We start from the raw sequence: 23450 nt of genomic DNA, 5'->3' as shown, positions 1-23450 counted from the left end.
ATCTTCAGGACTCGTTCAACACCCGCACGGCTCAGCGGCAGGGCGAGGCGCGGCAGGGCTTGCCGTCGGTCCAGCGCGCGCCTTCGAGCAGCGCGCCATCCAGATCGACGTTGACCAGCCTGGCGCCGGTGAAGTCGGCCTCGCGCAGGTCGGCGCCCGAGAGGTCGACATTGGTCAGCCGGCTGCCGCGAAAGCTTGCGCCGCGCAACTGCGCACCGGCCAGGTCGGTGTTGGCGATGCGCCGCTGGTCGAAGACGTGGCCGCGCAGGTCGCGGCCGGCCAGTTCAGCGTTGACCAAGTCGACGCCCAGGTCGACCGGGCGGTCGGGTACGCCGACGGTCACCGAGGACTCCGCGTCGCCGCGCACCACGCTGCGCCGCCCGGCAATGTTGGTTTCGGCCACGGCACCCTTGCCGACGGCGCGGTTGACGACCGAGCCTTCGATCACCACGCGTGAGGTGTTCTCACCGCCCACGCGGACCTCCGATCGCGCGCCGCCTTGGGCACCCGCGCCGGCGGCCAGCCCGGCAAGACACAATCCCAGCATCCACTTCATGGTTCATCTCCTTGGCGCACATGGCCTGTCTATTCCTGCGTTGATTCGGCCTCCACCGGTTCGGCGGCAGGTTCGGGCGCGGCCGGTGCAGCGGCCTGTGGCGGTGGCGGTTCGACGGGCGCCGGCACGGCGGCCTGTGCGGCCGAGGGCGCCGGTGCAACCGCGGGCTCTGCCATCGGCGCAGGCTCGACCGCGGGCTCGGCGGCGGGCTCCACTGGCGCACGGCGCAGCGCCGTGGTGGGCGCGCCGCCCATCAGCGCCAGTGAACGCGCGCTGGCGCGCTGCTCGGCCAGGCCTTCCAGTGGGTCTTCGTTGCGGCGCGGTCGGTCGCTGTTGAGCGCGCCACCGCCGGCCCGCCGGTCGGACTGGATGTTGACGCGCGCCGCCAGCTCGCGCATCCACGCCACGTCGTAGATCTGCGCCGGGTCGCGCGCGGGGCGACTGAAGATCAGCGCCAGGAACTCGCGCGCGCGCTGCGAGCCGCCGTCGGCCGCGCGCCGGTAGTGCTGGATCGCCTGAGCGAAGTCCTGCTGCACGCCCTCGCCGCGGTGGTAGCGCTGCGCCAGTTGCAGCATGGCGTCGGTGTCGCCGTCGTCGGCCTGCAGGCGCAGGCGCGACAGGTTGAGCGCGTCGCCGCCGCGCGTGAGGCGGCGCATGCGCTCCAGGTTCTCGCGCGCCACCGCGTTGCCCTGCAGGGCGGCGGTTTCGTACAGTGTGCGGGCGCCGGTCAGGTTGCCCTCCAGCTCCATCGCCACGCCCAGGTTGTTGGCGGCCATGGCGTCGCCGTCGCGCGCGGCCTGCTCCAGCAGTTGCAGCGATTCGACGCGCTTTTTCGCGCCCGAGATGCGCCCTTCGATCAGTGACGAGACGAAGGTCGCGCGCGCCAGCCCGGCGATGCGCGCCTCGTTGATCCATTCGCGCGCCTGCTCCACATCGCGCAGCCCGCCGATGCCGTTGGCCAGCAGCCAGCCATAGGCCACCATGCCGCGCGCGTCGCCGGCCGTGGCGGCCTGCTTCAGGCGCTGGCGCTCCAGGGCCGGCGCCATGGGCACGCCGCTGTTGCGGTGGTATTCCAGACCCTCGCGCAGGGCAGCCTCGGCGCCACTGTCGATGCCTGCCGATGCGCCGCCGCCAGCGCGTGCCTGCGTGTCGCTGCCGCGCGCGGCGCCTGCCTGGCCGGGGAACTTGATTTCCGCCAGCGCCGGGCCGGCGGTGCAGCTGACCACGGCCAGCCACAGCAGCGTGCGTGCAAGGTTCGAGGGGTCATTTGCGACCTCCTCCCTTGGCGCCACCCTTGCTCCCAGGCGCGCCTTCGACCTGCCATTGCAATTCGCCAACCACGCCGGGCCGGAAGGCACCGAAGGTCGAGCGCACGGCGTCCATCGACTTCACGCCCTCGATCGGCTTCAGGTCGGCGCGGGTGAAGGTGGGCGGCAGCTGGCTCGTCAGCGGCTTGGGCGACAGCGCGCAGTACACCTGCTCGGCCCCGCCCTTCGACGCTTCGATCAGGAACGGATTGGCCCCGCTCATGTCCGGCACCGTCACCGCCCGCCCGCCCTGCGCCACGGCGGCGGGCTGCGCCGGGTTGGGGTAGATCTGGCTCACCACCGCGCCCGCGTCCTGGTAATAGCAGTAGAGGTAGCCGGTGCTGGGCGGCACCACCTTGACCACGATGGCCTCGCCGATCGCCAGCGTCTTGCTGTCGCGCTTGCCGACCAGCGTGACGTCGAGCGTGCCGGGCGGCGGCGCGTTCTCGGGCAGGCCCGGCGTATGGGGTTTGAGCGCGGCCTGGGCCGACACACCATCTCGCCGCAGCTTGCCATCTGCCGTCATGCCGACGTAGGCGCGCATCAGCTTGGCGTAGGTCTCGAAGTTGACCGTGCCGACGGGCGTCAGGTCGTTGGCGGCCTGGTAGCGGCTTACGACCTTGCGGAACGCCGGGCTGTCGAGGCCATTCACCTCGTCGCTCCATGCGCCCTGCGCATGCAGCACGCGCTGCGCCATCTGCCAGCGCTCGGGCACGCTCAGCTCTTCGTACCAATGGCGCACCTGGCGCAGGAATTCGGGGTGGTTCTGCTCGTAGTCGATGCAGTCCCAGTACGGCACGCGCGCCCATTTGCCCACCAGCTCGATCGCCGCCAGGTCGACCAGCAGACGGATCGCGCTGCCCGCGCCCTGGTTGTTGTCGGCCGCCACCTCGTACTGCAGGCCCAGGCGGTAGATGTGCTTGGGCAGGCCGGTGGCCTTGGCGCCGATCTCGACCGACTTGCCGCCCGTGGCCACCACGGCCTCGTTGGCCGAGTCGAGCCCCGAATACAGTGTGCGGGTGTTCATGTCCCCCAGGTGCAGATCGAGCCCGACCACGGTGCCCAGCAGGTCCCAGCTGTAGCCGGTATCGGTATTGGCGGTGGAGACCCCTATGGTGCGGCGCTTGCCGACCACCGATTTGTCGCCGAAGCTGATCGAGCCGGAGAGGTAGATCTGCGGCTTCTGCAACTCAACCTGGCCGCTGTTGAGCAGCAGGCCGGTGATGGCCTGAACAGTGTCCTGGCGCAGCGCGTCGATCTCGTAGTCCACCACCTTGAAGGCCTGGCTGGTACGCGACATGCGCGACAGCGCGGTGATCACCATGTCCTTGGTTGCGGTGGAAAACAGGCCCGACGGATCGGGGATCGATTTCACCGCCACCAGCGTGGTGGGCACCTGCTCTGCCGCCAGCATGCGGTCCATGCACGCCAGCCCTTCGCGCAGCACCGACACCGACTTGGTGGGCGACACCAGCGGTGCCTGCTCCACGGTGGCCTTGTCGATCACGTCGACGCGGTCGGTCAGCGTCGGATTGAGGCTGCAGCCCGACAGTGCGGCCAGCAGCAGCCAGGCCGGTCGATGCGCCAGCCCTGCCATGGTGTTTCGCATGATCCCCTCCCTGTGCAGCGCGGCGGCCGCCTGGTGTCGTTGTGTCTATTTGCAGACATTGATCACCGGCCCGCGCACGACGATCACCTGATCGCCCTTCCCGCCGGAGCCGTAGCGCTGGCCGACGCCCGGCTTCTGCGCCGGGTTCGAGCCGATGTTGGTGGTGCAGTTCTTCTGGCCGCCCATCTGGGCGTCCATCTGCTCGTCGACCTGGCGCTTGCCGTCCTCGCGCTCGATGCGCGAGCGCGCCATGGCGTTGCCGACCTTGGTGCGTGCAGCGGGGTCGATGGCGCGGCGCTCGGCGGGCGGCTTCTGCTGCGCATGCGCGGCCGGCGCAACCGCCCAGGCCAGGGCCAGCAGCAGGGCCGACGTCGCCAGCACGGCGGCGCGGTGGCATTCGGCTGTGGAGGTGGTCATGGTCGTCTCCTCGTGTGGCGGCGGCCGGCGGCGGCGGGGCCGCGCCGGCCGCTGTGGCTTCACTTCCCTTCGTTGGAGGCCAGGTTCTGCTCGGCCTTGCTCATCGGACCGACGGCGGCGTTCAGCACAGCGCCGTTCTTGACCGACACTTCCTGCGTGTTGTTGCCACCGATCTTCACGTTGCCCTTGTTCGAGGCCAGGTTCTGCTTGGCCTGCGCGCCGGGGCCGACGGCGGCGTTCAGCACGGCGCCGTTCTTGACCGTGACGGTCTGCTTGTTGTTGCCCCCGATCTTCACTTCGGCTTGCGCCGAAGCGCCGAGCAGCAGGCCGCAGGCGATCATGGCGACGGTCTTTTTCATGATGATTCCCCTTCCAAAGAGACTGTTTTGACAAAGGTGTGCCCCTGAAGCCCGTGGGCCGCAGACGGCACGCTCGTCCGACTGCCGCGATCGCGACGCGCCGAACCTGGGTAGGCGGCCTAGCGGCCGCCGATGTTGACGGTGCTGTTGACGCCCCGGCCACTGGCTCCGGTGACGATGGGGCCGTCGATGGAGACGACCTGCGAACGCGAGCCGGGCGATTGGCCGCCCGAAGCCACGTTCAGCTCGCTGCGCGCACCTTGGCTGGCCGCGTTGACCAGGGCGCCTTTCACGTCGACCTGCTGGCGGTTGCGGCCCTTCGGCGCTCCACCCTTGGTCGAGGCGACGTTCATGATCGCGTGGCCGCCGCCTACAGCCTGGTTCACCACGGCGCCATTAACATGCACGCTCTGGCTGTTCTGTGCCCCCGCGGTCCCTCCCCGACCAGCAGGGTCACGCCAAGCAACCTCCCGATTTTTTCATCCTGGCCTCCCATGTCTCGAGCTGTTCGTTTCTTGCGGGTCGACCAGCGTGTGCTTCACTTCGTCGATGCCTTGGTCGGCATGGTAGGAATGACCGTGTTTTTGGTCATCTCCTGCGGACGTATGCCTGATGGAATAGCCGTGTCGATGATGCCGCGCTGCGCGCCCACTGAGCCCTTGCGATGACCGACACTCCCATCCTCCACGGCCCCGACCGGCCCGACCTGCTGCGCGGCGAAATCCTGGCCGACATCTTCGAGGCCACCGCGGCGCGCGTCCCCGACAAGACGGCGCTGGTCTTCGGCCCGCGCCACGTCACCTATGCCGAGCTGGACGCCGCCGCCGACCGCGTGGCCCACCGCCTGATCGAGGCGGGCGTGCAGGCCGGCGACATGGTGGGCCTGTGGCATCCGCGCGGCATCGAGCTGCTCACGCTACAGCTGGGCATCGCCAAGACCGGCGCCGCCTGGCTGCCGTTCGACGCCGACGTGCCCACCGACCGCATCGCCACCTGCCTGGAGGACGCGTCCGCCAAGGCGCTATTGATCGATGAGCAGCACGGCGAGCCGGCACGGCGACAGGAGGGCATCACGGCCCGCATCCTGACCGCCCAGGAACTGCTGGCACCGCTGCCCGAGGGCACCGCACTGCGCCGGCGCGAAGGCGCGCTGCCCAGCCACACCGCCTACGTCATCTACACCAGCGGCTCCACCGGCAAGCCCAAGGGCATTGCCATCACGCAGGGCAGCATCGCGCACTTCCTGCGCAGCGAGAACGCGCGCCTCGGCGTGCGCGAGGACGACAAGGTCTACCAGGGCTTTTCCGTCGCCTTCGACATGAGCTTCGAGGAGATCTGGATCAGCTACCTCGTCGGCGCCACGCTGTGGATCGCGCCCAAGGAGATCGCCGGCGACCCCGAGGCGCTGCCACGTGCGCTGATCGAGCACGACGTGACGGTGCTGCACGCCGTGCCCACGCTGCTGGCGCTGTTCGCGCAGGACGTGCCTGGCCTGCGCATCATCAACCTGGGCGGCGAGATGTGCCCGCAGACGCTGGTGGAGAAGTGGGCGCCGGGGCGGCAAATGTTCAACACCTACGGCCCGACCGAGGCCACGGTGTCGGCCTCGCTGGCCGAACTCAAGGCCGGCGAGCCGGTGACGATTGGCGAGGCGCTGCCCAACTACGGCCTGTTCGTCATCGAGGTGATCGACCCGGACAGCATCGTGAACGGCGTGGTGCCGCCGCTGAAAATTCTGCCCTTCGGCGAAACCGGCGAGCTGTGCATCACCGGCCCCGGCGTGGCCGCCGGCTATCTTGGAAGGCCCGAGCTGACGGCCGAGAAGTTCCTGCCCAACCCCTGGGCGCGCAACGAACAGGAAGCGCGCCTGTACCGCACAGGCGATCTGGCCAAGGTCGAATACAAGTCGGACGGCACGCCGCAGATGCAGTGCCTGGGCCGCGCCGACGACCAGGTGAAGATTCGCGGCTTCCGCGTCGAGCTGGGCGAGATCGAGGCCGTGCTGGCGGCGCAGCCCGGCGTGGGCACCACGGCGGTGCTGCTGCGCAAGGATGATGGCATCGACCAGCTCGTCGCCTTCTACGTGCCGACTGGTGAGCCCCCACGCTCCCCGCTGCGCGTGGTGCGCTGCCCCCGAGGGGCCGCCGCCGGCTTGGGGCGGCCCGGCGCCGGCGGGGCGCCGGACATCAAGACCTTGCGCGCCGGCCTGGCCGAGAAGTTGCCGCCGTACATGGTGCCGGCGCGCTTCGAGGCGCTGCCCGCCATGCCGCGCCTGCCCAGCGGCAAGATCGACCGCAAGGTGCTGAAGGCGCAGCCGCTGGCCGCCGCCGCGCCGGCCGAGGGCAGCGACCTGCCCGAGACGCCGGCCGAGGAAGTGCTGTTCGCCGCGCTCGAAAAGCTGTTCCCCGGCCAGCCGATCCGCCGCGAGCTGGACTTCTTCAGCGACCTGGGCGGCCACTCGCTGTTCGCCGCGCGCATCACGTCCACGCTGCGGCAGGACCCGCGCTTCGCCCAGGCCACCGTGGCCGACATCTACAACCACCGCAGGATCGGCCTGATCACCGAGGCGCTGTCGGCCGGCATGATCGACACCGGGGCTGCGGCGGCCGAAAGGCCGTTCGTCATCCACAGCGCCTGGCGCCGCTGGCGCTGCGGCATCGCGCAGGGGCTGGCCATTCCGTTCCTGGTGCTGCTGACCATGGCGCAGTGGCTGGCGCCGTTCTTCGTCTACCACTTCCACACCGGCGACCCGGAGGACTCGATCGCCTACGCGGTGCTCATGTCGGCCCTGGCGTTCGTGGTGGCCATCGGGCTGAACTTCGTCATCGCCTGGGTTGGCCGGCGGCTCATCGGCGGCAGACTGAAGCCGGGCAGCTACCCGCTGTGGGGCATCGCCTATTACCGCTGGTGGCTGGCCGACCGGCTGGCCGAGACCGCGCCCACCTACATGATCAACGGCTCGCCGCTGTATGCGGCGTGGCTGCGCCTGCTCGGCGCGCGCGTGGGTACCGATGCGAACCTGGGCTCGGTGACCATCCGCGTGCCCGAGCTGGTGACCATCGGCGCCGGCGCCAGCATCGGCAACGCGGTCAATCTGGAGAATGCGCGCGTCGAAGGCGGCCTGCTGCACCTGGGCCGCATCGACGTCGGCGCCGAGGCCTGCGTCGGCTCCTACGTCGTCATCGAAGGCGACACCGCCATCGGCGAATACGGCCACCTGGAAGGCCAGTCGGCCCTCGCCAGCGGCCAGCATGTTCCGGCGCGCAAGGTCTGGCACGGTTCGCCAGCGCGCGAGCGGGGCGATTTCGACCCGGCCAGCCTGCCCCCGCGCCCGCCCGTCGGCAGCGGCCGCAAGGCCTGGGAGGGCGCCGTCTTCGTGCTCGGCGCGCTGGCCATCGCGGTGCTGTTCTTCATGCCGGTGTTCCCCACCTTCCTGCTGATCGACTGGCTCGACATGCCCGAGCTGTCGGTGCGCCCGCTGGTCGACGACGGCAGCGTGACCGCGCTGCAGGCGTTCGGCCTGCGGCTGGTGAAGTTCTTCCTGCTGGCGCTGCCGGCCAGCCTGGTGTTCATCTTCGCCACCGTGCTGCTGTCGGCGCTGATCCGCTGGGCCTTCCTGCCGAAGATGAAGGCCGGCAGTTGGCCGGTGCACAGCAACCGCTATCTGGCCAAGTGGCTGGTCAGCCAGATCCAGGAATCCAGCCTGGCGGTGCTGCACGGCATCTACGCCACGGTGTATTCGGCGCCGTGGTACCGGCTGCTGGGCGCCAAGGTGGGCAAGGAGACCGAGCTGTCCACCGCGCTCGGCGTGGTGCCCGACATGCTGACGCTGGGCGACGAGTGCTTCATCGCCGACGCCGTGATGCTGGGCGACGAGCACATCGACGGCGGCTGGATGACGGTGCAGCCCACCGTGGTGTCGCGCCGCAGCTTCGTCGGCAACGGTGCCTACGTGCCCGACGGCACCACCGTGCCCGAGAACGTGCTGATCGGCGTGATGAGCGCGGTGCCGCGCAACGCCACCATGCAGGACGGCGACACCTGGCTCGGCTCGCCGCCGCTGCACCTGCCGGCGCGCGAGGTGGTGACGGGCTTTCCCGAGCACCTGACCTTCGCGCCCTCGCCCTGGCGCAAGCTGGCGCGCGGGCTGGTGGAAGCCTTCCGCATCGCCGCGCCGCACGCGCTGGTCATCGCCGTGGGCTACGCCATCGTGCTGGACGCCATGCCGCTGGCGGAGGCCGACCGCTGGGGCCTGGTGGCGCTGGACCTGGCCGTGGGCGGCGTGCTGTTCGGCTTCGCCACGCTGCTGTTCGTGGCGCTGTTCAAGTGGCTCGCCGTGGGCCGATACCGCCAGCGTTCGGTGCCGATGTGGACGCCCTTCGTCTGGCTGTCGGAGGCGGCGACCAACCTGTACGAAGGCATCGCCGTGCCCTGGTTCCTGCGCTACCTGCGCGGCACGCCCTGGCTGGGCGACGCCTTCAACCTGCTGGGCGCCAAGGTCGGCCGCGGCGTGTACCTGGACACCACCGACATGACCGAGTTCGACTGCGTGCACATCGGCGACCACAGCGAGCTGAACGCCCTGTGCTGCCCGCAGACGCACCTGTTCGAGGACCGCGTGATGAAGATCGACCACGTGAAGATCGGCAGCCGCGTCACGCTGGGCCCGCGCTGCACCGTGCTGTATGGCGCGCAGGTGGGCGACGGCGCGCAGCTGGGGCCGCTGACGCTGGTGATGAAGGGCGAGAGCATTCCGCCGCGCACGCGCTGGCACGGCCTGCCGGCTTCGCCGTGGCGATGAGGGCGCGGTGGCGCCCCGGCTTGGTGGAACGGGCCTTGGCCGCGATGCGGCGCCTGCCGCGCGCGGGCCGGTGATCGCGGGCAAGGCCGCTTCCGCCAAGTCCGGCCCGGCCTGTCTGCTTGCAGCGGCGGAGTGCGCGGCGCCGTGACCGCGTCGGTCGCCTGCCGCATCGACGCCCCATCGGCGCCTGACGGCCTGCGCGTGCTCGCGCTGCCCGTGCCCGCGCAACCGGGGCCTCCCGAGGCCACGCGCAACGCCGCGCGACAGCAGGCGCGCGCGGCGCTGGCGGCCGCGCTGGCCGAAGTGCTGCGCTGCGCGCCCGAGGCGCTCGACATCGGCAACCAGCGTGGCCAGCCGCCGCGCGCACGCTGGCGCGGCCCGGTCACGCCGCCCGCCGGGCTCGATCACGTCGGGTTGTCGGTCAGCCACGAGCGCGGCCTGTGCCTGCTGGCGCTGCTCCCGGGTGGCGCCGTGGGCGTCGACGTGGTGGCGCACGACACTGCGCCGGCGCCCGAAGAAATGCATCGCCTGGCCAGGCTGTATTTAGAGCCAAAAACGGCTGCAGCGCTTGACTGGCAAGCGCCAGAAACTATTGTTTCAATAGCTTTCATGCGCGCCTGGGCTGGGCACGAGGCGGCGCTCAAATGCCTCGGTCAGCCGCTGATCGAATGGCACCCGGCGCTGGAAGAGCGTCTGCGCGCGCTGCGCACCGCCCGCGTCGAACTGCCCGCCTGGGCCGCCGGCCACACGGCGGCCGTGGCCTGGCGCAACCGCCATGGATGGGAAAGCTGTCGGCTTGAAGATGCGCTGAATTCTTGAACGCAGAGAACGCCAAGACTTCGCAAAAGACGCAGAACAAGAGGGTGAAAACCTTGTGTGACTTCAGCTTTCACAAGCGATGGTGGCTATCTTCCTTGCTTGATGAACGGCAGATGATGCTTCTGCGTCTTTTGCGCTGCCTTGGCAATTTCTGCGTTCAAAGGTTTTCAGGTTGCTTCTTTCAAGTCAATAAGCTCGCCCCCATGTCCGCCCTCACCCGCCGCCAACTCATCGGCCTGGTCGTCCTCACGCTGATGTGGGGGCTGAACTGGCCGGTGATGAAGCTGTCGCTGCGCGAGATCGAACCGCTGCACTTTCGCGCCGTCACCATGGCGCTGGGCGCGCTGGCCCTGGCGTTGTTCTTTCGCGCGCGCGGCGTGCGCATGCTGCCGCACGGCACCGCCGAATGGCGCGACGTGGGCGTGCTGGGCCTGCCCAACATCCTGGGCTGGCATGGGCTATCGATCATCGGACTGACGCAGTTGCCCGCCGGGCGCGCGGCCATCCTCGGCTTCACCATGCCGGTGTGGACGGTGCTGCTGGGCGTGCTGTTCTACCGCGAGCGCCTGACGGCGCGGCTGGTGCTGGCCACGGCGGCGGTGCTGGCCGCCATCGCGCTGCTGCTGTGGGACGAGTTCGCGCGGCTGGCCGGCAGCCCGGCCGGCATCGTATGGATGCAGGGCGCCGCGCTGTGCTGGGCGCTGGGCACCATCTGGATGCGGCGCGCCCGGCTGACGCTGCCGCCCGAGGCGCTGGTGGTGTGGATGATGGCCTGGTCGGCGGCGGTGATCGCCGTGCTGGCCGTGGCCCTGGAGCCGCCGCAGACCTGGCACTTCAGCGCCGGCGTGTGGGTGAGCTTGGCGTGGGCGGTGCTGATCAACTACGGCGCCGCGCAGGTGATCTGGTTCGGCCTGGCGCGCGCTGCCGCCGGCCACCAGCGCCATGAGCGTGCTGGCGGTGCCGCTGATCGGCACCCTGAGCGCGCCGCTGATCGTGGGCGAATGGCCGCGCTGGCAGGACCTGGCGGCGATGGTGTGCGTGGTGGTGGCGATTGGGGCGGTGCTGCTGCGGCGGGATTGAAGCGGGTCAACATCCGGATCGTGCGTCCAGGTTGGGATGGTTGCCGGTGCATGCACATCAATGATTTGAGAATGAAAATTCATCGACATCATTACGTGACCATCACCAGAAACTTTCAATTTTGGGCTTGACCGGGCGACCCGTGGGGCTTGGCAAAGTGGCCAGCACACGGTCCAGAGCGACCCCTGGCCTGACTCCGCAGGCTTGGCACCAGTCGACGAACAGCAGCACATCGACGTAGGCCTCTCCGCGTTCAATCTTGGACACGTAGGACTGGCCGACCTCCAGTTGCTGCGCCAACAGGGCTTGCGATAGCCCAGCCTTCTTGCGACAAGCCGTCATCGCCGCCTGCAGGGCCTGGTAGCGCGGGTGATGGACGGAGACGGGCACGCGCCGATGCTGAATTCCTAATCGGAATAGTCCATTTACGACTTTTACGCTACGATCATCTGGGCTGACGCCCACCATGATCAATTCGGAGAAGGAAGGACATATGAGCAAGAAACTGGCAGTGGTCGCGCTGCTGTGCACAGTGCTGACCGCCTGCGGCGGCAGCGGAGACGACGACACCCCCGTTCCGGAGCCCACGCCGCAGGCGAGCCCGGAGGGCTTCTGGGTCGGCCATGCCTCGACCGGCACGGATGTCTTTGTTGCTGTGCTGGAGGACGGCCAAAGCTGGGGCATCTATGCGTCGGGTGGCTACATCGTTGGCGCTTTGACCGGCACCACCAGCTTCAGGGGTGACCAGCTTTCGGGTTCGGGCCGGGACTTCAATCTGCCGGCCCGCAGCGTCAGCGACGCCAGCTACGCCGGCACTTTCAGTGCCCGAAACCAGATCGACGTCCGCCTCTCCAACGGATCGACATTCACCGGCCGCTACGACGACAGCTACGATCAGCCGGCGTCACTGGCGACCCTCGTGGGTTTCTTTTCGGGCGAGGGCGTCACTGGCACGACCTTCCCGCAGGCCTACGGGGTCAGCATTGGTGTCGACGGTCTGATCACCCTACCCAGCACCCAGGGCTGCGGCGGGGCCGGCTGGGTGTTGCCACGTGCATCGGGCAAGAACGTCTACGATGTGACGATCACTTTTCAGGGCAGCACCTGCGCGCTGGGCCACGGCACCACGGTAAGGGGCATTGCCGTGTATGACACTGCCCAGCGCAGTCTGTGGGCTTTGGCCCTGAACAGTGCCAAGAGCGACGGCTTCATCTACGTTGCCCGTAAGGACTAAGTCGGCGTCCTGAACGCCAAGTGCAGTGGCGCGGGCTTCCCATGGCCCGGCCCACTGCCGCGCTTGTCGCCAAGACAAAAGCGCAGGGTTATGCCGCCGCGCGGTAGAACCCCGCCGGCTGCACGCCGCGCGTCTTCAGCGGCCCCACGGCCTGGGCGATGGCGCCGATGTGATCCGGCGTGGTGCCGCAGCAGCCGCCCACGATGTTGACCAGCCCCTCGGCGGCGAACTCGTGGATCAGCCGGCTCGTCACCTCGGGCGTTTCGTCGAAGCCGGTGTCGCTCATCGGGTTGGGCAGGCCGGCGTTGGGGTAGCAGCTGATGAAGGTGTCGGGCGCGACGCGGTTCAGCTCCTGGATGTAGGGGCGCATCAGCGTGGCGCCCAGCGCGCAGTTCAGGCCGATCGACAACGGCTGCGCGTGGCGCACGCTGTACCAGAAGGCGGTCACCGTCTGGCCGCTCAGCACGCGGCCCGAGGCATCGGTCACCGTGCCGCTGATCATGATCGGCAGGCGCTCGCCGCTTTTCTCGAAGAACTCGTCGATGGCGAACAACGCGGCCTTGGCGTTGAGCGTGTCGAAGATGGTCTCGACCAGCAGCACGTCGGCGCCGCCTTCCACCAGGCCCTCGACCTGTTCGTAGTACGCGGCGCGCAGTGCCTCGAAATCGACATTGCGCGCGCCGGGGTCGTTCACGTCGGGGCTGATGCTGGCCGTCTTGGGCGTGGGGCCGAGCGCGCCAGCGACGAAGCGCGGGTGCTCGGGCGTCGAATACTTGTCGCAGGCGGCGCGTGCCAGCTTCGCCGATTCGACGTTCATCTCGCGCGCCAGGTGCGCCATGTCGTAGTCGGCCTGCGCGATGCTGGTGGCGCCGAAGGTGTTGGTCTCGATCAGGTCGGCGCCGGCGGCCAGGTACTTCTCGTGGATGTCGCGGATCACGTCAGGGCGCGTGAGCGACAGCAGCTCGTTGTTGCCCTTCACGTCGCGGTGGAAGTCGGCGAAGCGCTCGCCGCGGTACTGCGCCTCGGTCAGCTTGAAGCGCTGGATCATGGTGCCCATGGCGCCGTCGAGGATGACGAGGCGTTGTCGCAGGATGTCGGGCAGCGCAGCGGCGCGCGTGTAGGCGATGGGTTGCATGGGCCGCGATTCTAGGCAGCGGGGCATGCGCCCGCCCGCAACGAGGACAATCGGGTGTTTTGCTTTTCGCCCCGTGACCGCCCCGACCGCCCCCTCGCCATCCTGAACGAGACCTTCGGCTACGCCGCCTTCCGCGGCCAGCAGCAGGCCATCGTCGAGCACGTCACCGCCGGTGGCGATGCGCTGGTGCTGATGCCCACCGGCGGGGGCAAGAGCCTGTGCTATCAGATCCCCGCCATCGCGCGGCAGCGCGCGGGGCATGGCGTGACGCTGGTCATCTCGCCGCTGATCGCGCTGATGCACGACCAGGTCGGCGCGCTGCACGAGGCCGGCGTGGCGGCGGCCTTCCTCAACTCCACGCAGGGCTGGGAGCAGACCGAGGACATCGAACGCCGCCTGCTGGCCGGCCAGCTGACGCTGCTGTACGCCGCGCCCGAGCGCGTGGGCACGCCGCGCTTTCTGGGCCTGCTGGACACGCTGCACGCGCACGGGCAGCTCAGCCTGTTCGCCATCGACGAGGCACTGCGTGAGCCAGTGGGGACACGACTTCCGGCCCGAATACCGCCAGCTGACGGTGCTGCACGAGCGCTGGCCGAGCGTGCCGCGCGTGGCGCTGACGGCCACCGCCGACGACGTGACGCGCGCCGACATCGTGGAACGCCTGCAGTTGCAGGCGGCCGAACCCTTCGTCAGCAGCTTCGACCGGCCGAACATCCGGTACACGATCGTCGAGAAGAAGGACGCCACGCGCCAGCTGCTGCAGTTCATCCAGCAGCAGCACGAAGGCGAGGCCGGCATCGTGTACTGCCAGAGCCGCAAGCGCTGCGAGGAACTGGCCGCCACGCTGTGCGCGCAGGGCATCAGCGCGCTGCCCTACCACGCCGGCCTGCCCGCCGACGAGCGCCAGCGCAACCAGGACCGCTTTCTGCGCGAGGACGGCATCGTGATGTGCGCCACCATCGCCTTCGGCATGGGCATCGACAAGCCGGATGTGCGCTTCGTCGCCCACGTCGACATGCCCAAGAACATCGAAGGCTATTACCAGGAGACCGGCCGCGCCGGCCGCGATGGCGATGCGGCCGACGCCTGGATGGCCTACGGCCTGCAGGACGTGGTGAACCAGCGCCGCATGATCGACGAGAGCCCGGCCGAGGAAGACTTCAAGCAGGTGATGCGCGGCAAGCTCGATGCCCTGCTGGCCCTGGCCGAGGCCACCGACTGCCGCCGCGCGCGGCTGCTGGGCTACTTCGGCGAGCGCATGGATGCTATCGATTCAGAAGCTGCTTGCGCTGACCAGGCGGGCGCTGAAGGCCAATTTGATTCAAAACCCCGCTATACCGCCACCTTCTGCGGCAACTGCGACAACTGCCTGAACCCGCCCGAGGTCTGGGACGCCACCGATGCGGCGCGCAAGCTGCTGTCCACCATCTACCGCGTGCAGCAGCAAAGCGGCCTGAGCTTCGGCGCCGGGCACATAATGGACATCGTGCGCGGCAAATCGACCGACAAGTTGGCGCAGTTCGGGCATGAGCGCGTGTCCACCTTCGGCATCGGCGCCGAGTTCAGCGAGGCGCAGCTGCGCGGCGTGCTGCGCCAGCTGATCGCCGTGGGTGCGCTGCAGGTCGATGCGCAGGCCTACAACACCCTCAAGCTGTTGCCCGACGCGCGCCCCATCCTGCGCGGCGAGCAGCCGGTGCGCCTGCGCGCCGCCAGCGCCGCCCCGGCGCGCGAGCGCGTGCGCAAGCCGCGCCGCGCCGATACGCCACCGCCCGCGGCGGCCGACCTGGACAGCGCCGCGCAGGCCCGTTTCACCGCCCTGAAAGCCTGGCGCGGCGAGGTGGCGCGCGAGCACAACCTGCCCGCCTACGTGATCTTCCACGACGCCACCCTGGCGGCGATCGCCGCGCGCGACCCGCAGGCGCTGGACGACTTGCAAGGCATCAGCGGCATTGGCGCCACCAAGCTCGAGCGCTATGGCGACGAGGTGCTGCGGGTGAGCCGGAGCGCCGCGTGAACCGAAAGTGGCCCATCACGGCAAATTGGCCAATTTCCCCAAACAAGGGATAATGGCCCCATTCGCCCGTGAAGGAGGTTCCCATGGCCCACGCCCTGCGTCTTGACAGCTTCGCCCAATTGCCCCGCACGCCCGCGTCCGACGTCAAGCGCCTGGGCTGGCGCGGCGTGATGCGCACCGTGGGGCGCGAAGGCAAGGTGCTGGTCACCAACCACGACCAGCCCGAGGCCGTGATCCTCTCCACCGACGAATACCAGCGCCTGATGCAGGCCGCCGAAGGCGCGCAGGCGCAGCAGGACGCCGCCCTCGACACCCTGCGCCGCCGCTTCGACGCGCGGCTGGCCGCGCTGGCCGAGGACGATGCGGCCGACCGGCTGCGCGCCGTGCTGGGCGCGCCGGCCGCGCTGCAAGGCCAGGTCAAGGCCGGCGACAGCCATTGAGGCCGAAATCAAGCGATAGCGATTTGGCGCCGTTCTTGAGTATCAAAAAGAAGCTGCTTGCGCCCGATGAACAGGCGCTGAAGGCTTTTTAGTACCTGAAAAATTCAGCAAGTCCCTCCTTTGGCTGCCACCCCATGCCCACCCGCCCCGTCCTCTACGTGCTGGCTGGCGTCAACGGCGCCGGCAAGAGCAGCATCGGCGGCCACCTGCTCACGCGCGCCGGCCTGGCCTGGTTCAACCCCGACCGCTTTGCGCGCGAACTCATCGCCGCCACCGGCATGGACCAGACTGCCGCCAACGCCGCTGCCTGGCAGGAAGGCATGCGCCGGCTCGACGAAGCCGTGGCCGCCGGCCGCAGCTTTGCCTTCGAAACCACGCTGGGCGGCCGCAGCGTCGCGGCGCGGCTGCAGGGCGCGGCCAGCACGCACGACGTGCTGGTGTGGTTCTGCGGCCTGGCCTCGCCCGAGCTGCACCTGGCCCGCGTGCAGGCGCGCGTGGCGGCGGGCGGGCACGACATCCCCGAAGCGAAGATCCGCGAGCGCTGGAACGCCTCCGTCGCCAACCTGATTGCCCTGCTGCCGCACCTGGCCGAAGTGCGCCTGTTCGACAACTCCGCCAGCGTGCCGCCGGGCGAGGCCGTGCCCGACCCGGTGCCGGTGGCGGTGATTCAGCGCGGCCGGCTGGCCTGGCCCGCGCCGGACGCCCCCGCGCAACTGGCCGCCACGCCCGACTGGGCCAAGCCGGTGCTGGAGGCGGCGCTTCAGCTTTAGTGCACGAACCCCATCGACCGCTGCTCGCGCACCTCGGGCTTGATGCGGTGCTCGGCCCGAGCTGCTCCAGGAACTCCTCGACCGTGAACTCGGCCGCCAGGATGTCGGTCTGGCGCTTGACGGCGGCGAAGTCGCCGGGCGCCAACTGCTCCAGCTTGGCCAGGCGACGGCGCACCTCATCGGTCAGCGCGTTGGCGTCGCCCTTCAGCGCCTCGGTGACGAACATGCGCTCGCGCTGCTCGGCGGTGAGCGGCTTGAACTTGATCTTGAAGGTGAAGCGCCGCAGCGCCGCCTGGTCGATGCGGTCGAGCAGGTTGGTGGTGCAGATGAACACGCCGTGGTGGCGCTCCATCTGCTGCAGCATCTCGTTGACCTCGGTCACCTCGTAGCTGCGCTGCGCGCCGCGGCGGTCCAGCAAAAAGCTGTCGGCCTCGTCCAGCAGCAGCACGGCTTTCTCCTGCGTGGCCTCCTCGAACATGGCAGCCATGTTCTGCTCGGTCTCGCCCACGTACTTGCTCACCAGGTCGCTGGCCTGCTTGATGATGAGCGGCTGGTCCATCTGCTGCGCGATGTATTCGCCCAGCGCGGTCTTGCCGGTGCCGGGCGCGCCGTAGAAGCACAGCGCGCCGTGGCCGCGCGCCTTCAGCGCCTCGACGATGCGCGGGATTTCGAAGCGGCTTTCGACGTTCAGCATGCCGAGGTCGTAGGTGGTGACCTGGCGGAGGCCCTTGCTCGTGCCGGTATCGGCCTTGCGGCCGAGCGCGGCGTCGGAGTTCTTCAGCTGGCGCTCGATCAGGGCCTCGAAGGCTTCGCCACCGGGCACCTCGCCCACGTGGGCCAGGTCGGCAAAGCGCACGGCGGTGCGGATCTGCGCCGGCGTCAGGCCCTTGCGCTCGGTCAGCTTGGCGACGAATTCGTCGCTCACGGCAACATCGGCCAGGCTCTTGCGGATGAGCTGTTCGCGCGCGCCGGGCGGGGGCGACTTCAGCTCCAGGTGATAGGCGAAGCGGCGGCGGAAGGCCGGGTCGATCTGCTCGATGCGGTTGGTGACCCAGATGGTGGGCACCGGGTTGCTTTCCAGGATCTGGTTGACCCAGGCCTTGCCGCTCACGCTGTGGCCCATGCCGGCGGGCATGGCCTGCTGCTCGGCGCGCGCCATCAGGCCGGCGGCATCGACGCTGATGGGCGGGAACACGTCTTCCACCTCGTCGAACAGCAGCGCCGCCTCCTGCGAGCCCTTCAGGAACACCTGCGCGATCTGCATCGAGCGGTAGCGGTCGCGGCCCGACAGGCTGTTGCCGTCGCGGTCGGCGTATTCGACCTCGAACAGGTCCAGCCCCGCCTCGGCGGCGACCACCTTGGCCAGTTCGGTCTTGCCGGTGCCGGGTGGGCCGTACAGCAGCACGTTGACGCCCTGCGCCTTGGTGGCCTGCGCCTTGCGCAGCAGGTGAACCAGCACCTGCACGTCGTCGCCGACGAATTCGAAATCGCTGCTCTTCAGCTCGCTGCGGGCGGCCGGGCGCGTGAACACGGCCATCAGCTCGGCGCGGTCGCGGTATTCGCGCATCAGCACCGGCGGCAGCTTCTCGCTGACCTTCATCAGGTCGGCCAGGTCGGTGATGCTGTGCTCGGAGATCAGGTTCTCGACCAGGCCGATGCGCTCCAGCCGGCCGCCGGCGCGCAGGGCCTCGCCCACCTCGGCCGCGGTCACGCCGGCAATGGTGGCGATGGCGGCGTAGGCCTCGGGGCGTTGTTGACCTTGAACTCGACCAGGATGCTGCGCAGATCGCGCTGGTAGCGCGCCAGGGTGCCGTACAGCAGCAGCGCGCGCTCGGCCTTGTTGAGCTGCAACAGGTTCGACAGCGCGTCGATGTTCTTCTCGACCAGGGTGGACTGCTTCTTGAGCGCGTGGTTAAGCCACTGCCCGGTGCTGGCCAGCAGCGCCAGCAGGTCCTTGGGCGAGTCCTTGGCGTACTCGTCCAGGTAGAAGAACAGCGTGCCTTCTTCATACGGGCCGCGCCAGATGCCGTGGCGTTCCAGGAATTCGGCATTCGACAGCGCCTCGTGGCCGCGCCAGAACTCGTTGTCCTTGCAGCGGCGGGTGAGGAATTCGCGCAGGCGCAGCAGCACCGGTTCGGGCCACAGCAGGTGGCGGCCGGCCAGCGCCATCAGGCCGTTGATGTCGCGCCGCACGTTGAACTTGCTGCCCTGCTGCGCGGCCAGTGTCAGCACGAAATGCGAACACATCAGATCCAGCACCGGCGCCGTGGCAAGCCAGGCGTGGCCAGCATGCCCGCCTGTTCACGCACCGTGATCGTCCGTTTCGCCATCAGCAGCCTCCCTGGGGTTGCGCCAACACAAATGTCACCTTAACGCAATCGCGTTCGGGGTGGAAGACAGCGCCACGGCCCTCCGGGTTCCTGTGTGGCGCCGTGGGCACAACTATTGCGCACTTTGGCCGGCTGCGGGCGGGCGCATCGGTGCACATTGGGGTCGCGTCCTACAGGTCGCGCGGTTGACGCTGTCACGCTACCGGGCGATCATGTTGTGACCAAAGTTGTCAAATCATGCGAGGAGTGTCGGAATGAACGACTGGAACACGATGTGGATGTCGCTGCAGAACTCAATGGGCGTCCACATCCCGCAGGTGCTGGGAGCCCTGGCGATCTTCATCATTGGCTGGTTCGTGGCCGCGCTGGTCAAGGCCGGCACGCGCAAGGCGCTGGGTGCGCTGCGGCTCAACCAGCGCTTTTCCGGCACCACCGGCAAGCCGGTGGACATCGAGGGCGTGGTGGCGCTGGTGCTGTTCTGGGTGGTCATGCTGCTCACGCTGGCGGCCATGTTCAATGCCCTCAACCTGGCCATGGTGTCCGGCTCGTTCGCCGCGCTGACCACGCAGCTGTTTGAATACGCGCCGCGCCTGCTGGGCGCCGTGCTGCTGGCGCTGCTGGCTTGGCTGGTGGCCACGCTGGTGCGCGGCCTGGTGCAGAAGGTGCTCGACCGCACCTCGTTCGACGAGAAGCTGTCCGAGCACGCCAACATCTCGCCGATCAGCGAGAGCCTGTCGAACGCGCTGTTCTGGCTGGTGATCCTGCTGTTCGTGCCGGCCATCCTGGGCACGCTGCAGATGGACGGCCTGCTCTCGCCGCTGCGCGACATGACGACCCGGGCGGTGGACATCCTGCCCAACATCGTCGCCGCGCTGGTGATAGGCGGCGTGGGCTGGATCGTGGCCACCGTGCTGCGCAACCTGACGACCAACCTGCTGCGCTCGGCCGGCGCCGACCAGATCGGCAACAAGGCCGGGCTGGCGGGCACGGTGCAGATTTCCGGCCTGGCCGGCCTGCTGGTGTTCATCGTGGTGTTCGTGCCGGCGCTGATCGCCGCGCTGGACGCGCTGCGCATCGAGGCCATCTCGCGCCCCGCCACCGAGATGCTGGCCATGCTGCTGGACGCCGTGCCGCGCATCATCGCGGCCGGGCTGATCCTGCTGATCACCTGGCTGGTGGCCTCGTTCGCCACGCGCCTGCTGTCCAGCCTGCTGAGCAACGTCGGCTTCGACACCCTGCCGGCCAAGCTGAACATGCAGCATGCCTTCGTGCGCACGCAGCCGTCGGTGCTGGTGGGGCGCATCGCACTGCTGTTCGCCATGCTGTTCGCCATCGTCGAAGCCGGCAACCAGCTGGGCTTCCATCGCTTCAGCGACATGATCATGACCTTCATCGAGTTCGCCGGCGACGTGCTGCTGGGCTCGGCCATCCTGATCATCGGCTTCATGCCAACGTGGCCTACGAGGCCATCACCCGCGCCAGCGGCGAAGCCCGCGGCACCATGCTGGCGCGCATCGCACGCCTGGCCATCCTGGGCATCGTGCTGGCCATGGGCCTGCGCGCCATGGGCATTGCCGACGACATCGTCAACCTGGCCTTCGGCCTGACGCTGGGCGCCGTGGCGGTGGCCGTGGCGCTGGCCTTCGGCCTGGGTGGGCGCGAGGCGGCGGGCCGCCTGGCCTCGCGCTGGGCCGACCGGCTGTGCAAGGACAAGCCGGCCGATCTGCCGCCCGCCACCGGCGCCGTGCCGCCCACGCCGGGCAACCCCTGCCGCCGACCAACGACCTGCCCTGATGCACGCACCCACCGCAGCGGCACCCGACGCCGCTGCCCTGCAATCCGCCTTGGCCGAGCTGTTTGCCCCTGGGTGCAGGCGCTCGGCCTGCGCGTGGAGTGCGTGGGCGAGCGCAGCGTGGTGCTGCGCCTGCCCGTCACGCCGGCGCTGGCACGCCAGGGCGGCATGCTGTGCGGCCAGGCCATGATGGCCGCCGCTGACACCGCCATGGTGCTGGCGCTGATGCGCCATTTCGGCCAGTTCCGGCCCTGCACCACGGTGCAGCTGAACACCAGCTTCCTCAAGCCGCTGTCGGGCCAGGATGCGCTGGTCGAGGCGCGGGTGCTGCGGGCCGGCAAGAGCCTGGCGTTCGGCGAGATCGACCTGCGCGGCGCCCGCGACGGCCAGAGCGTGTGCCGCGCCAGTACCACCTACGCCCTGCTGTAGCTTGCGGCTGTCGCTAGAATGACTGATTCCTTACGTTGAAGAGGCCTTCCATGTCCGCGCCAGCCCACGACGACACCGTTCACCACGATCCGGTCGAAGACATCACCAAGCACATTCCGGTGGTGATTCCGCTGGCCGGCGCCATCATGATCTTCCTGCTGGCCTTCATCGCGGTGAAGATGGCCTGAACCCGTTTCAGGCATCAAATCAGCTCCAGCGCCCGCCCCATCTGCGCGGGCAGCTATCAAATAAATAGTGATTTGCTGACGCCCGCTGGTCGCTTGCTGCGTCGCGGCGTCCGTCAGCGGGGTGTCGGCCCGATTTCATAAAATCGTCACCTTGCGCCGGGCGTTCCGCCACACCTTTGTGCATCCGCTGGCCCGGCCAGTGCTTTCAGCGCCTCGGCCATCCTGAGAAGTCCGCTTTCCCAAGGCACGGGCCTTCGGAAAGAGCGATTTTCAAAACTTAGGAGCAATGCCCGTGAACGCACCCCTGACCCCCGGGATGGTCAAGGACCTGAACGTCCCCGACTACGTCAAGAACGCCAAGCTGATCGCCTGGGTCGGCGAGATGGTGGCGCTGTGCAAGCCCGACAGCGTGGTCTGGTGCGACGGCAGCCAGGCCGAGTACGACCGCCTGTGCCAGCAGCTGGTCGACGCCGGCACCTTCAAGAAGCTGAACCCGGCCAAGCGCCCCGGCTCCTTCCTGGCCTGGTCCGACCCGTCCGACGTGGCGCGCGTCGAAGACCGCACCTTCATCTGCAGCGAACGCCAGGAAGACGCCGGCCCCACCAACAACTGGACGCCGCCGGCCGAGATGCGCGAACGGCTGCAGCCGCTGTTCGACGGCTGCATGCGCGGCCGCACCATGTACGTCATCCCCTTCAGCATGGGCCCGCTGGGCAGCCCCATCGCCCACATCGGCGTGGAACTCTCCGACAGCGCCTATGTCGCCGTCAACATGAAGCTGATGACGCGCATGGGCCGTGGCGCCATCGAGGTGCTGGGCGAGAACGGCGAGTTCGTGCCCTGCGTGCACACCGTGGGCGCGCCGCTGGCCGAAGGCGAAAAAGACACCACCAGCTGGCCCTGCAACCCGGATGTGAAGTACATCGTCCACTACCCCGAGACGCGCGAAATCTGGAGCTACGGCTCGGGCTACGGCGGCAACGCGCTGCTGGGCAAGAAGTGCTTCGCGCTGCGCATCGCCTCCAAGATGGGCCAGGACCAGGGCTGGCTGGCCGAGCACATGCTGATCCTGGGCGTGACCAACCCCGAGGGCCAGAAGTACCACGTCGCCGCCGCCTTCCCCAGCGCCTGCGGCAAGACCAACTTCTCGATGCTGGTGCCGCCCAAGGCCTTCGAGGGCTGGAAGGTCACCACCATCGGCGACGACATCGCCTGGATCAAGCCACGCGACGGCAAGCTGTACGCCATCAACCCCGAGGCGGGCTACTTCGGCGTTGCCCCGGCACCAACATGCAGACCAACCCCAACTGCATGCTGAGCCTGAATGAAAACGTCATCTTCACCAACGTGGCCCTCACCGACGACGGCGACGTGTGGTGGGAAGGCATGGAAAAGACGCTGGCGCCACCCTGCCCGCGCACCTGATCGACTGGCAGGGCAAGGACTGGACGCCCGAGGACGGCAAGGCTGGCCGCAAGGCGGCGCACCCCAACGCCCGCTTCACCGTCGCCGCCACCAACAACCCTGCGCTCGATTCGGCCTGGGACGACCCGGCCGGCGTGCCCATCGACGCCTTCATCTTCGGCGGCCGCCGCAGCACCACCGTGCCGCTGGTCACCGAGGCGCGCGATTGACCGAGGGCGTGTACATGGCCGCCACCATGGGCTCTGAGACCACCGCCGCCGCCTTCGGCGCGCAGGGCGTGGTGCGGCGCGACCCGTTCGCCATGCTGCCTTTCTGCGGCTACAACATGGCCGACTACTTCGGCCACTGGCTGAAGATGGGCGAACAGCTCAAGGCGCAGGGCGCCAGGCTGCCGGCCATCTACTGCGTCAACTGGTTCCGCAAGAATGCCGAGGGCAAGTTCGTCTGGCCCGGCTACGGCGAGAACATGCGCGTGCTCAAGTGGATCATCGACCGCGCCGAAAACCGCGCTGCCGGCCAGCAGACCATGTTCGGCGTGGCGCCGGCCTATGGCGAGATCAACTGGAACGGCCTGGCCTTCAGCCCCGAGCAGTTCGCCAACGTGACCAGCATCGACCAGAACGCCTGGGCAGAGGAGTTCGCCCTGCACGACGAACTGTTCGCGCAACTGGCCCAGGGCCTGCCCGCGCAGATGACCGAGACCAAGAAAGCGATGGAAGCGCGTCTGGCCGCAGTCTGAGGCTGA

General features: G+C 68.8%; 18 protein-coding genes and 3 pseudogenes. 12 read left to right on the top strand and 9 right to left on the bottom strand.

From position 1 onward, the window contains the following. Window positions 1–31: 31 nt before the first annotated feature. The 6 genes from H0I39_RS10780 to H0I39_RS10755 all read right to left on the bottom strand — a co-directional run bounded on the left by H0I39_RS10780 (window position 32) and on the right by H0I39_RS10755 (window position 4634). Window positions 32–556 carry a pentapeptide repeat-containing protein gene (locus tag H0I39_RS10780; protein ID WP_180550479.1) on the bottom strand — a complete coding sequence of 175 codons (525 nt, stop codon included), beginning with the start codon at window positions 554–556 and terminating at the stop codon, window positions 32–34. A 29-nt stretch (window positions 557–585) separates the two neighbouring features. Beyond that, a complete protein-coding gene (locus H0I39_RS23725) occupies window positions 586–1782 on the bottom strand; it encodes a tetratricopeptide repeat protein (RefSeq protein WP_180550478.1) in 1197 nt (398 codons plus the stop codon). A gap of 37 nt (window positions 1783–1819) precedes the next feature. Next, window positions 1820–3472, bottom strand: coding sequence for a DUF4384 domain-containing protein (locus tag H0I39_RS10770; protein WP_180550477.1), 1653 nt, complete (start codon window positions 3470–3472; stop codon window positions 1820–1822). A 45-nt stretch (window positions 3473–3517) separates the two neighbouring features. Next, window positions 3518–3889: a hypothetical protein gene (locus H0I39_RS10765; protein ID WP_180550476.1), complete on the bottom strand. Its 372-nt coding sequence runs from the start codon at window positions 3887–3889 to the stop codon at window positions 3518–3520. A gap of 59 nt (window positions 3890–3948) precedes the next feature. Further along, window positions 3949–4248, bottom strand: coding sequence for a hypothetical protein (locus tag H0I39_RS10760; RefSeq protein ID WP_180550475.1), 300 nt, complete (start codon window positions 4246–4248; stop codon window positions 3949–3951). A gap of 119 nt (window positions 4249–4367) precedes the next feature. Next, complete coding sequence (locus tag H0I39_RS10755; protein WP_180550474.1) at window positions 4368–4634, bottom strand: hypothetical protein; 267 nt, start codon at window positions 4632–4634, stop codon at window positions 4368–4370. Between the two features lie 278 nt (window positions 4635–4912). Here H0I39_RS10755 and H0I39_RS10750 point away from each other — a divergent pair, with 278 nt between their 5' ends. The 3 genes from H0I39_RS10750 (at window position 4913) to H0I39_RS10740 (ending at window position 11079) form a co-directional block, all read left to right on the top strand. Beyond that, window positions 4913–9049 (top strand): Pls/PosA family non-ribosomal peptide synthetase, encoded by a 4137-nt coding sequence (locus tag H0I39_RS10750; protein WP_180550473.1) that lies wholly within the window; start codon window positions 4913–4915, stop codon window positions 9047–9049. Between the two features lie 144 nt (window positions 9050–9193). Further along, window positions 9194–9868, top strand: coding sequence for a 4'-phosphopantetheinyl transferase family protein (locus H0I39_RS23280; protein ID WP_180550472.1), 675 nt, complete (start codon window positions 9194–9196; stop codon window positions 9866–9868). Between the two features lie 203 nt (window positions 9869–10071). After that, window positions 10072–11079, top strand: coding sequence for a DMT family transporter (locus H0I39_RS10740; protein ID WP_257645754.1), 1008 nt, complete (start codon window positions 10072–10074; stop codon window positions 11077–11079). Here the strand turns inward: H0I39_RS10740 and H0I39_RS10735 are convergent. After that, complete coding sequence (locus H0I39_RS10735; protein ID WP_257646105.1) at window positions 11051–11290, bottom strand: helix-turn-helix domain-containing protein; 240 nt, start codon at window positions 11288–11290, stop codon at window positions 11051–11053. The genes H0I39_RS10740 and H0I39_RS10735 overlap by 29 nt on opposite strands. Window positions 11291–11441: 151 nt before the next feature. Here H0I39_RS10735 and H0I39_RS10730 point away from each other — a divergent pair, with 151 nt between their 5' ends. Further along, the gene (locus H0I39_RS10730; RefSeq protein WP_180550470.1) at window positions 11442–12182 is read left to right on the top strand and encodes a hypothetical protein; all 741 of its coding nucleotides are present in this window, start codon (window positions 11442–11444) and stop codon (window positions 12180–12182) included. Window positions 12183–12270: 88 nt separating this feature from the next. Here H0I39_RS10730 and H0I39_RS10725 read toward each other — a convergent pair whose 3' ends face one another. Then, window positions 12271–13317: a homocysteine S-methyltransferase family protein gene (locus tag H0I39_RS10725; protein ID WP_180550469.1), complete on the bottom strand. Its 1047-nt coding sequence runs from the start codon at window positions 13315–13317 to the stop codon at window positions 12271–12273. Between the two features lie 192 nt (window positions 13318–13509). On the opposite strand from H0I39_RS10725, the pseudogene H0I39_RS24105 reads away from it, so the two are divergent. The 4 genes and pseudogenes from H0I39_RS24105 to H0I39_RS10710 all read left to right on the top strand — a co-directional run. Then, a pseudogene (locus H0I39_RS24105) lies at window positions 13510–13779 on the top strand (DEAD/DEAH box helicase); the annotation flags it as partial. Window positions 13780–13843: 64 nt separating this feature from the next. Next, on the top strand, window positions 13844–15331 hold the full coding sequence (locus H0I39_RS10720; protein WP_373368285.1) for a RecQ family ATP-dependent DNA helicase: 1488 nt from the start codon (window positions 13844–13846) through the stop codon (window positions 15329–15331). A gap of 83 nt (window positions 15332–15414) precedes the next feature. Next, entirely contained in the window at window positions 15415–15771 is a 357-nt protein-coding gene (locus tag H0I39_RS10715) for a type II toxin-antitoxin system Phd/YefM family antitoxin (protein ID WP_180550468.1), read from the top strand. Window positions 15772–15905: 134 nt separating this feature from the next. Further along, window positions 15906–16541: an ATPase gene (locus H0I39_RS10710; protein WP_180550467.1), complete on the top strand. Its 636-nt coding sequence runs from the start codon at window positions 15906–15908 to the stop codon at window positions 16539–16541. On the opposite strand, the pseudogene H0I39_RS10705 reads toward H0I39_RS10710, so the two are convergent. After that, window positions 16538–18871 (bottom strand): annotated as a pseudogene (locus tag H0I39_RS10705) (ATP-binding protein). The gene H0I39_RS10710 and the pseudogene H0I39_RS10705 overlap by 4 nt on opposite strands. Window positions 18872–19125: 254 nt before the next feature. Here H0I39_RS10705 and H0I39_RS10700 point away from each other — a divergent pair. The 4 genes and pseudogenes from H0I39_RS10700 to H0I39_RS10685 all read left to right on the top strand — a co-directional run bounded on the left by H0I39_RS10700 (window position 19126) and on the right by H0I39_RS10685 (window position 23444). Then, on the top strand, window positions 19126–20478 hold the full coding sequence (locus H0I39_RS10700) for a mechanosensitive ion channel (protein WP_373368284.1): 1353 nt from the start codon (window positions 19126–19128) through the stop codon (window positions 20476–20478). Further along, window positions 20373–21092 (top strand): PaaI family thioesterase, encoded by a 720-nt coding sequence (locus tag H0I39_RS24100; protein ID WP_373368283.1) that lies wholly within the window; start codon window positions 20373–20375, stop codon window positions 21090–21092. The genes H0I39_RS10700 and H0I39_RS24100 overlap by 106 nt, the downstream gene beginning before the upstream one ends. Before the next feature lie 50 nt (window positions 21093–21142). Further along, the gene (locus H0I39_RS10690; RefSeq protein WP_180550466.1) at window positions 21143–21280 is read left to right on the top strand and encodes a hypothetical protein; all 138 of its coding nucleotides are present in this window, start codon (window positions 21143–21145) and stop codon (window positions 21278–21280) included. A gap of 286 nt (window positions 21281–21566) precedes the next feature. Continuing rightward, window positions 21567–23444: pseudogene (locus H0I39_RS10685) on the top strand (phosphoenolpyruvate carboxykinase (GTP)). Window positions 23445–23450 lie beyond the last annotated feature (6 nt).

Origin of the sequence: Ottowia beijingensis (assembly GCF_013423955.1) — a bacterium.
In the GTDB taxonomy this organism is placed as follows: Bacteria; Pseudomonadota; Gammaproteobacteria; order Burkholderiales; family Burkholderiaceae_C; genus Ottowia; species Ottowia beijingensis.
Note: the sequence above shows the minus strand (reverse complement) of the source record. Positions and strands in the feature narration are given on the sequence as shown.

Bases quoted from the DNA above. Each gene is read 5' to 3' on its own strand.
- H0I39_RS10780 (WP_180550479.1), bottom strand. From the start codon at position 556: ATGAAGTGGATGCTGGGATTGTGTCTTGCCGGGCTGGCCGCCGGCGCG.
- H0I39_RS10770 (WP_180550477.1), bottom strand. From the start codon at position 3,472: ATGCGAAACACCATGGCAGGGCTGGCGCATCGACCGGCCTGGCTGCTG.
- H0I39_RS10765 (WP_180550476.1), bottom strand. From the start codon at position 3,889: ATGACCACCTCCACAGCCGAATGCCACCGCGCCGCCGTGCTGGCGACG.
- H0I39_RS10760 (WP_180550475.1), bottom strand. From the start codon at position 4,248: ATGAAAAAGACCGTCGCCATGATCGCCTGCGGCCTGCTGCTCGGCGCT.
- H0I39_RS10750 (WP_180550473.1), top strand. From the start codon at position 4,913: ATGACCGACACTCCCATCCTCCACGGCCCCGACCGGCCCGACCTGCTG.
- H0I39_RS10740 (WP_257645754.1), top strand. From the start codon at position 10,072: ATGTCCGCCCTCACCCGCCGCCAACTCATCGGCCTGGTCGTCCTCACG.
- H0I39_RS10735 (WP_257646105.1), bottom strand. From the start codon at position 11,290: ATGACGGCTTGTCGCAAGAAGGCTGGGCTATCGCAAGCCCTGTTGGCG.
- H0I39_RS10730 (WP_180550470.1), top strand. From the start codon at position 11,442: ATGAGCAAGAAACTGGCAGTGGTCGCGCTGCTGTGCACAGTGCTGACC.
- H0I39_RS10725 (WP_180550469.1), bottom strand. From the start codon at position 13,317: ATGCAACCCATCGCCTACACGCGCGCCGCTGCGCTGCCCGACATCCTG.
- H0I39_RS10715 (WP_180550468.1), top strand. From the start codon at position 15,415: ATGGCCCACGCCCTGCGTCTTGACAGCTTCGCCCAATTGCCCCGCACG.
- H0I39_RS10710 (WP_180550467.1), top strand. From the start codon at position 15,906: ATGCCCACCCGCCCCGTCCTCTACGTGCTGGCTGGCGTCAACGGCGCC.
- H0I39_RS10700 (WP_373368284.1), top strand. From the start codon at position 19,126: ATGAACGACTGGAACACGATGTGGATGTCGCTGCAGAACTCAATGGGC.
- H0I39_RS24100 (WP_373368283.1), top strand. From the start codon at position 20,373: ATGCTGGCGCGCATCGCACGCCTGGCCATCCTGGGCATCGTGCTGGCC.
- H0I39_RS10690 (WP_180550466.1), top strand. From the start codon at position 21,143: ATGTCCGCGCCAGCCCACGACGACACCGTTCACCACGATCCGGTCGAA.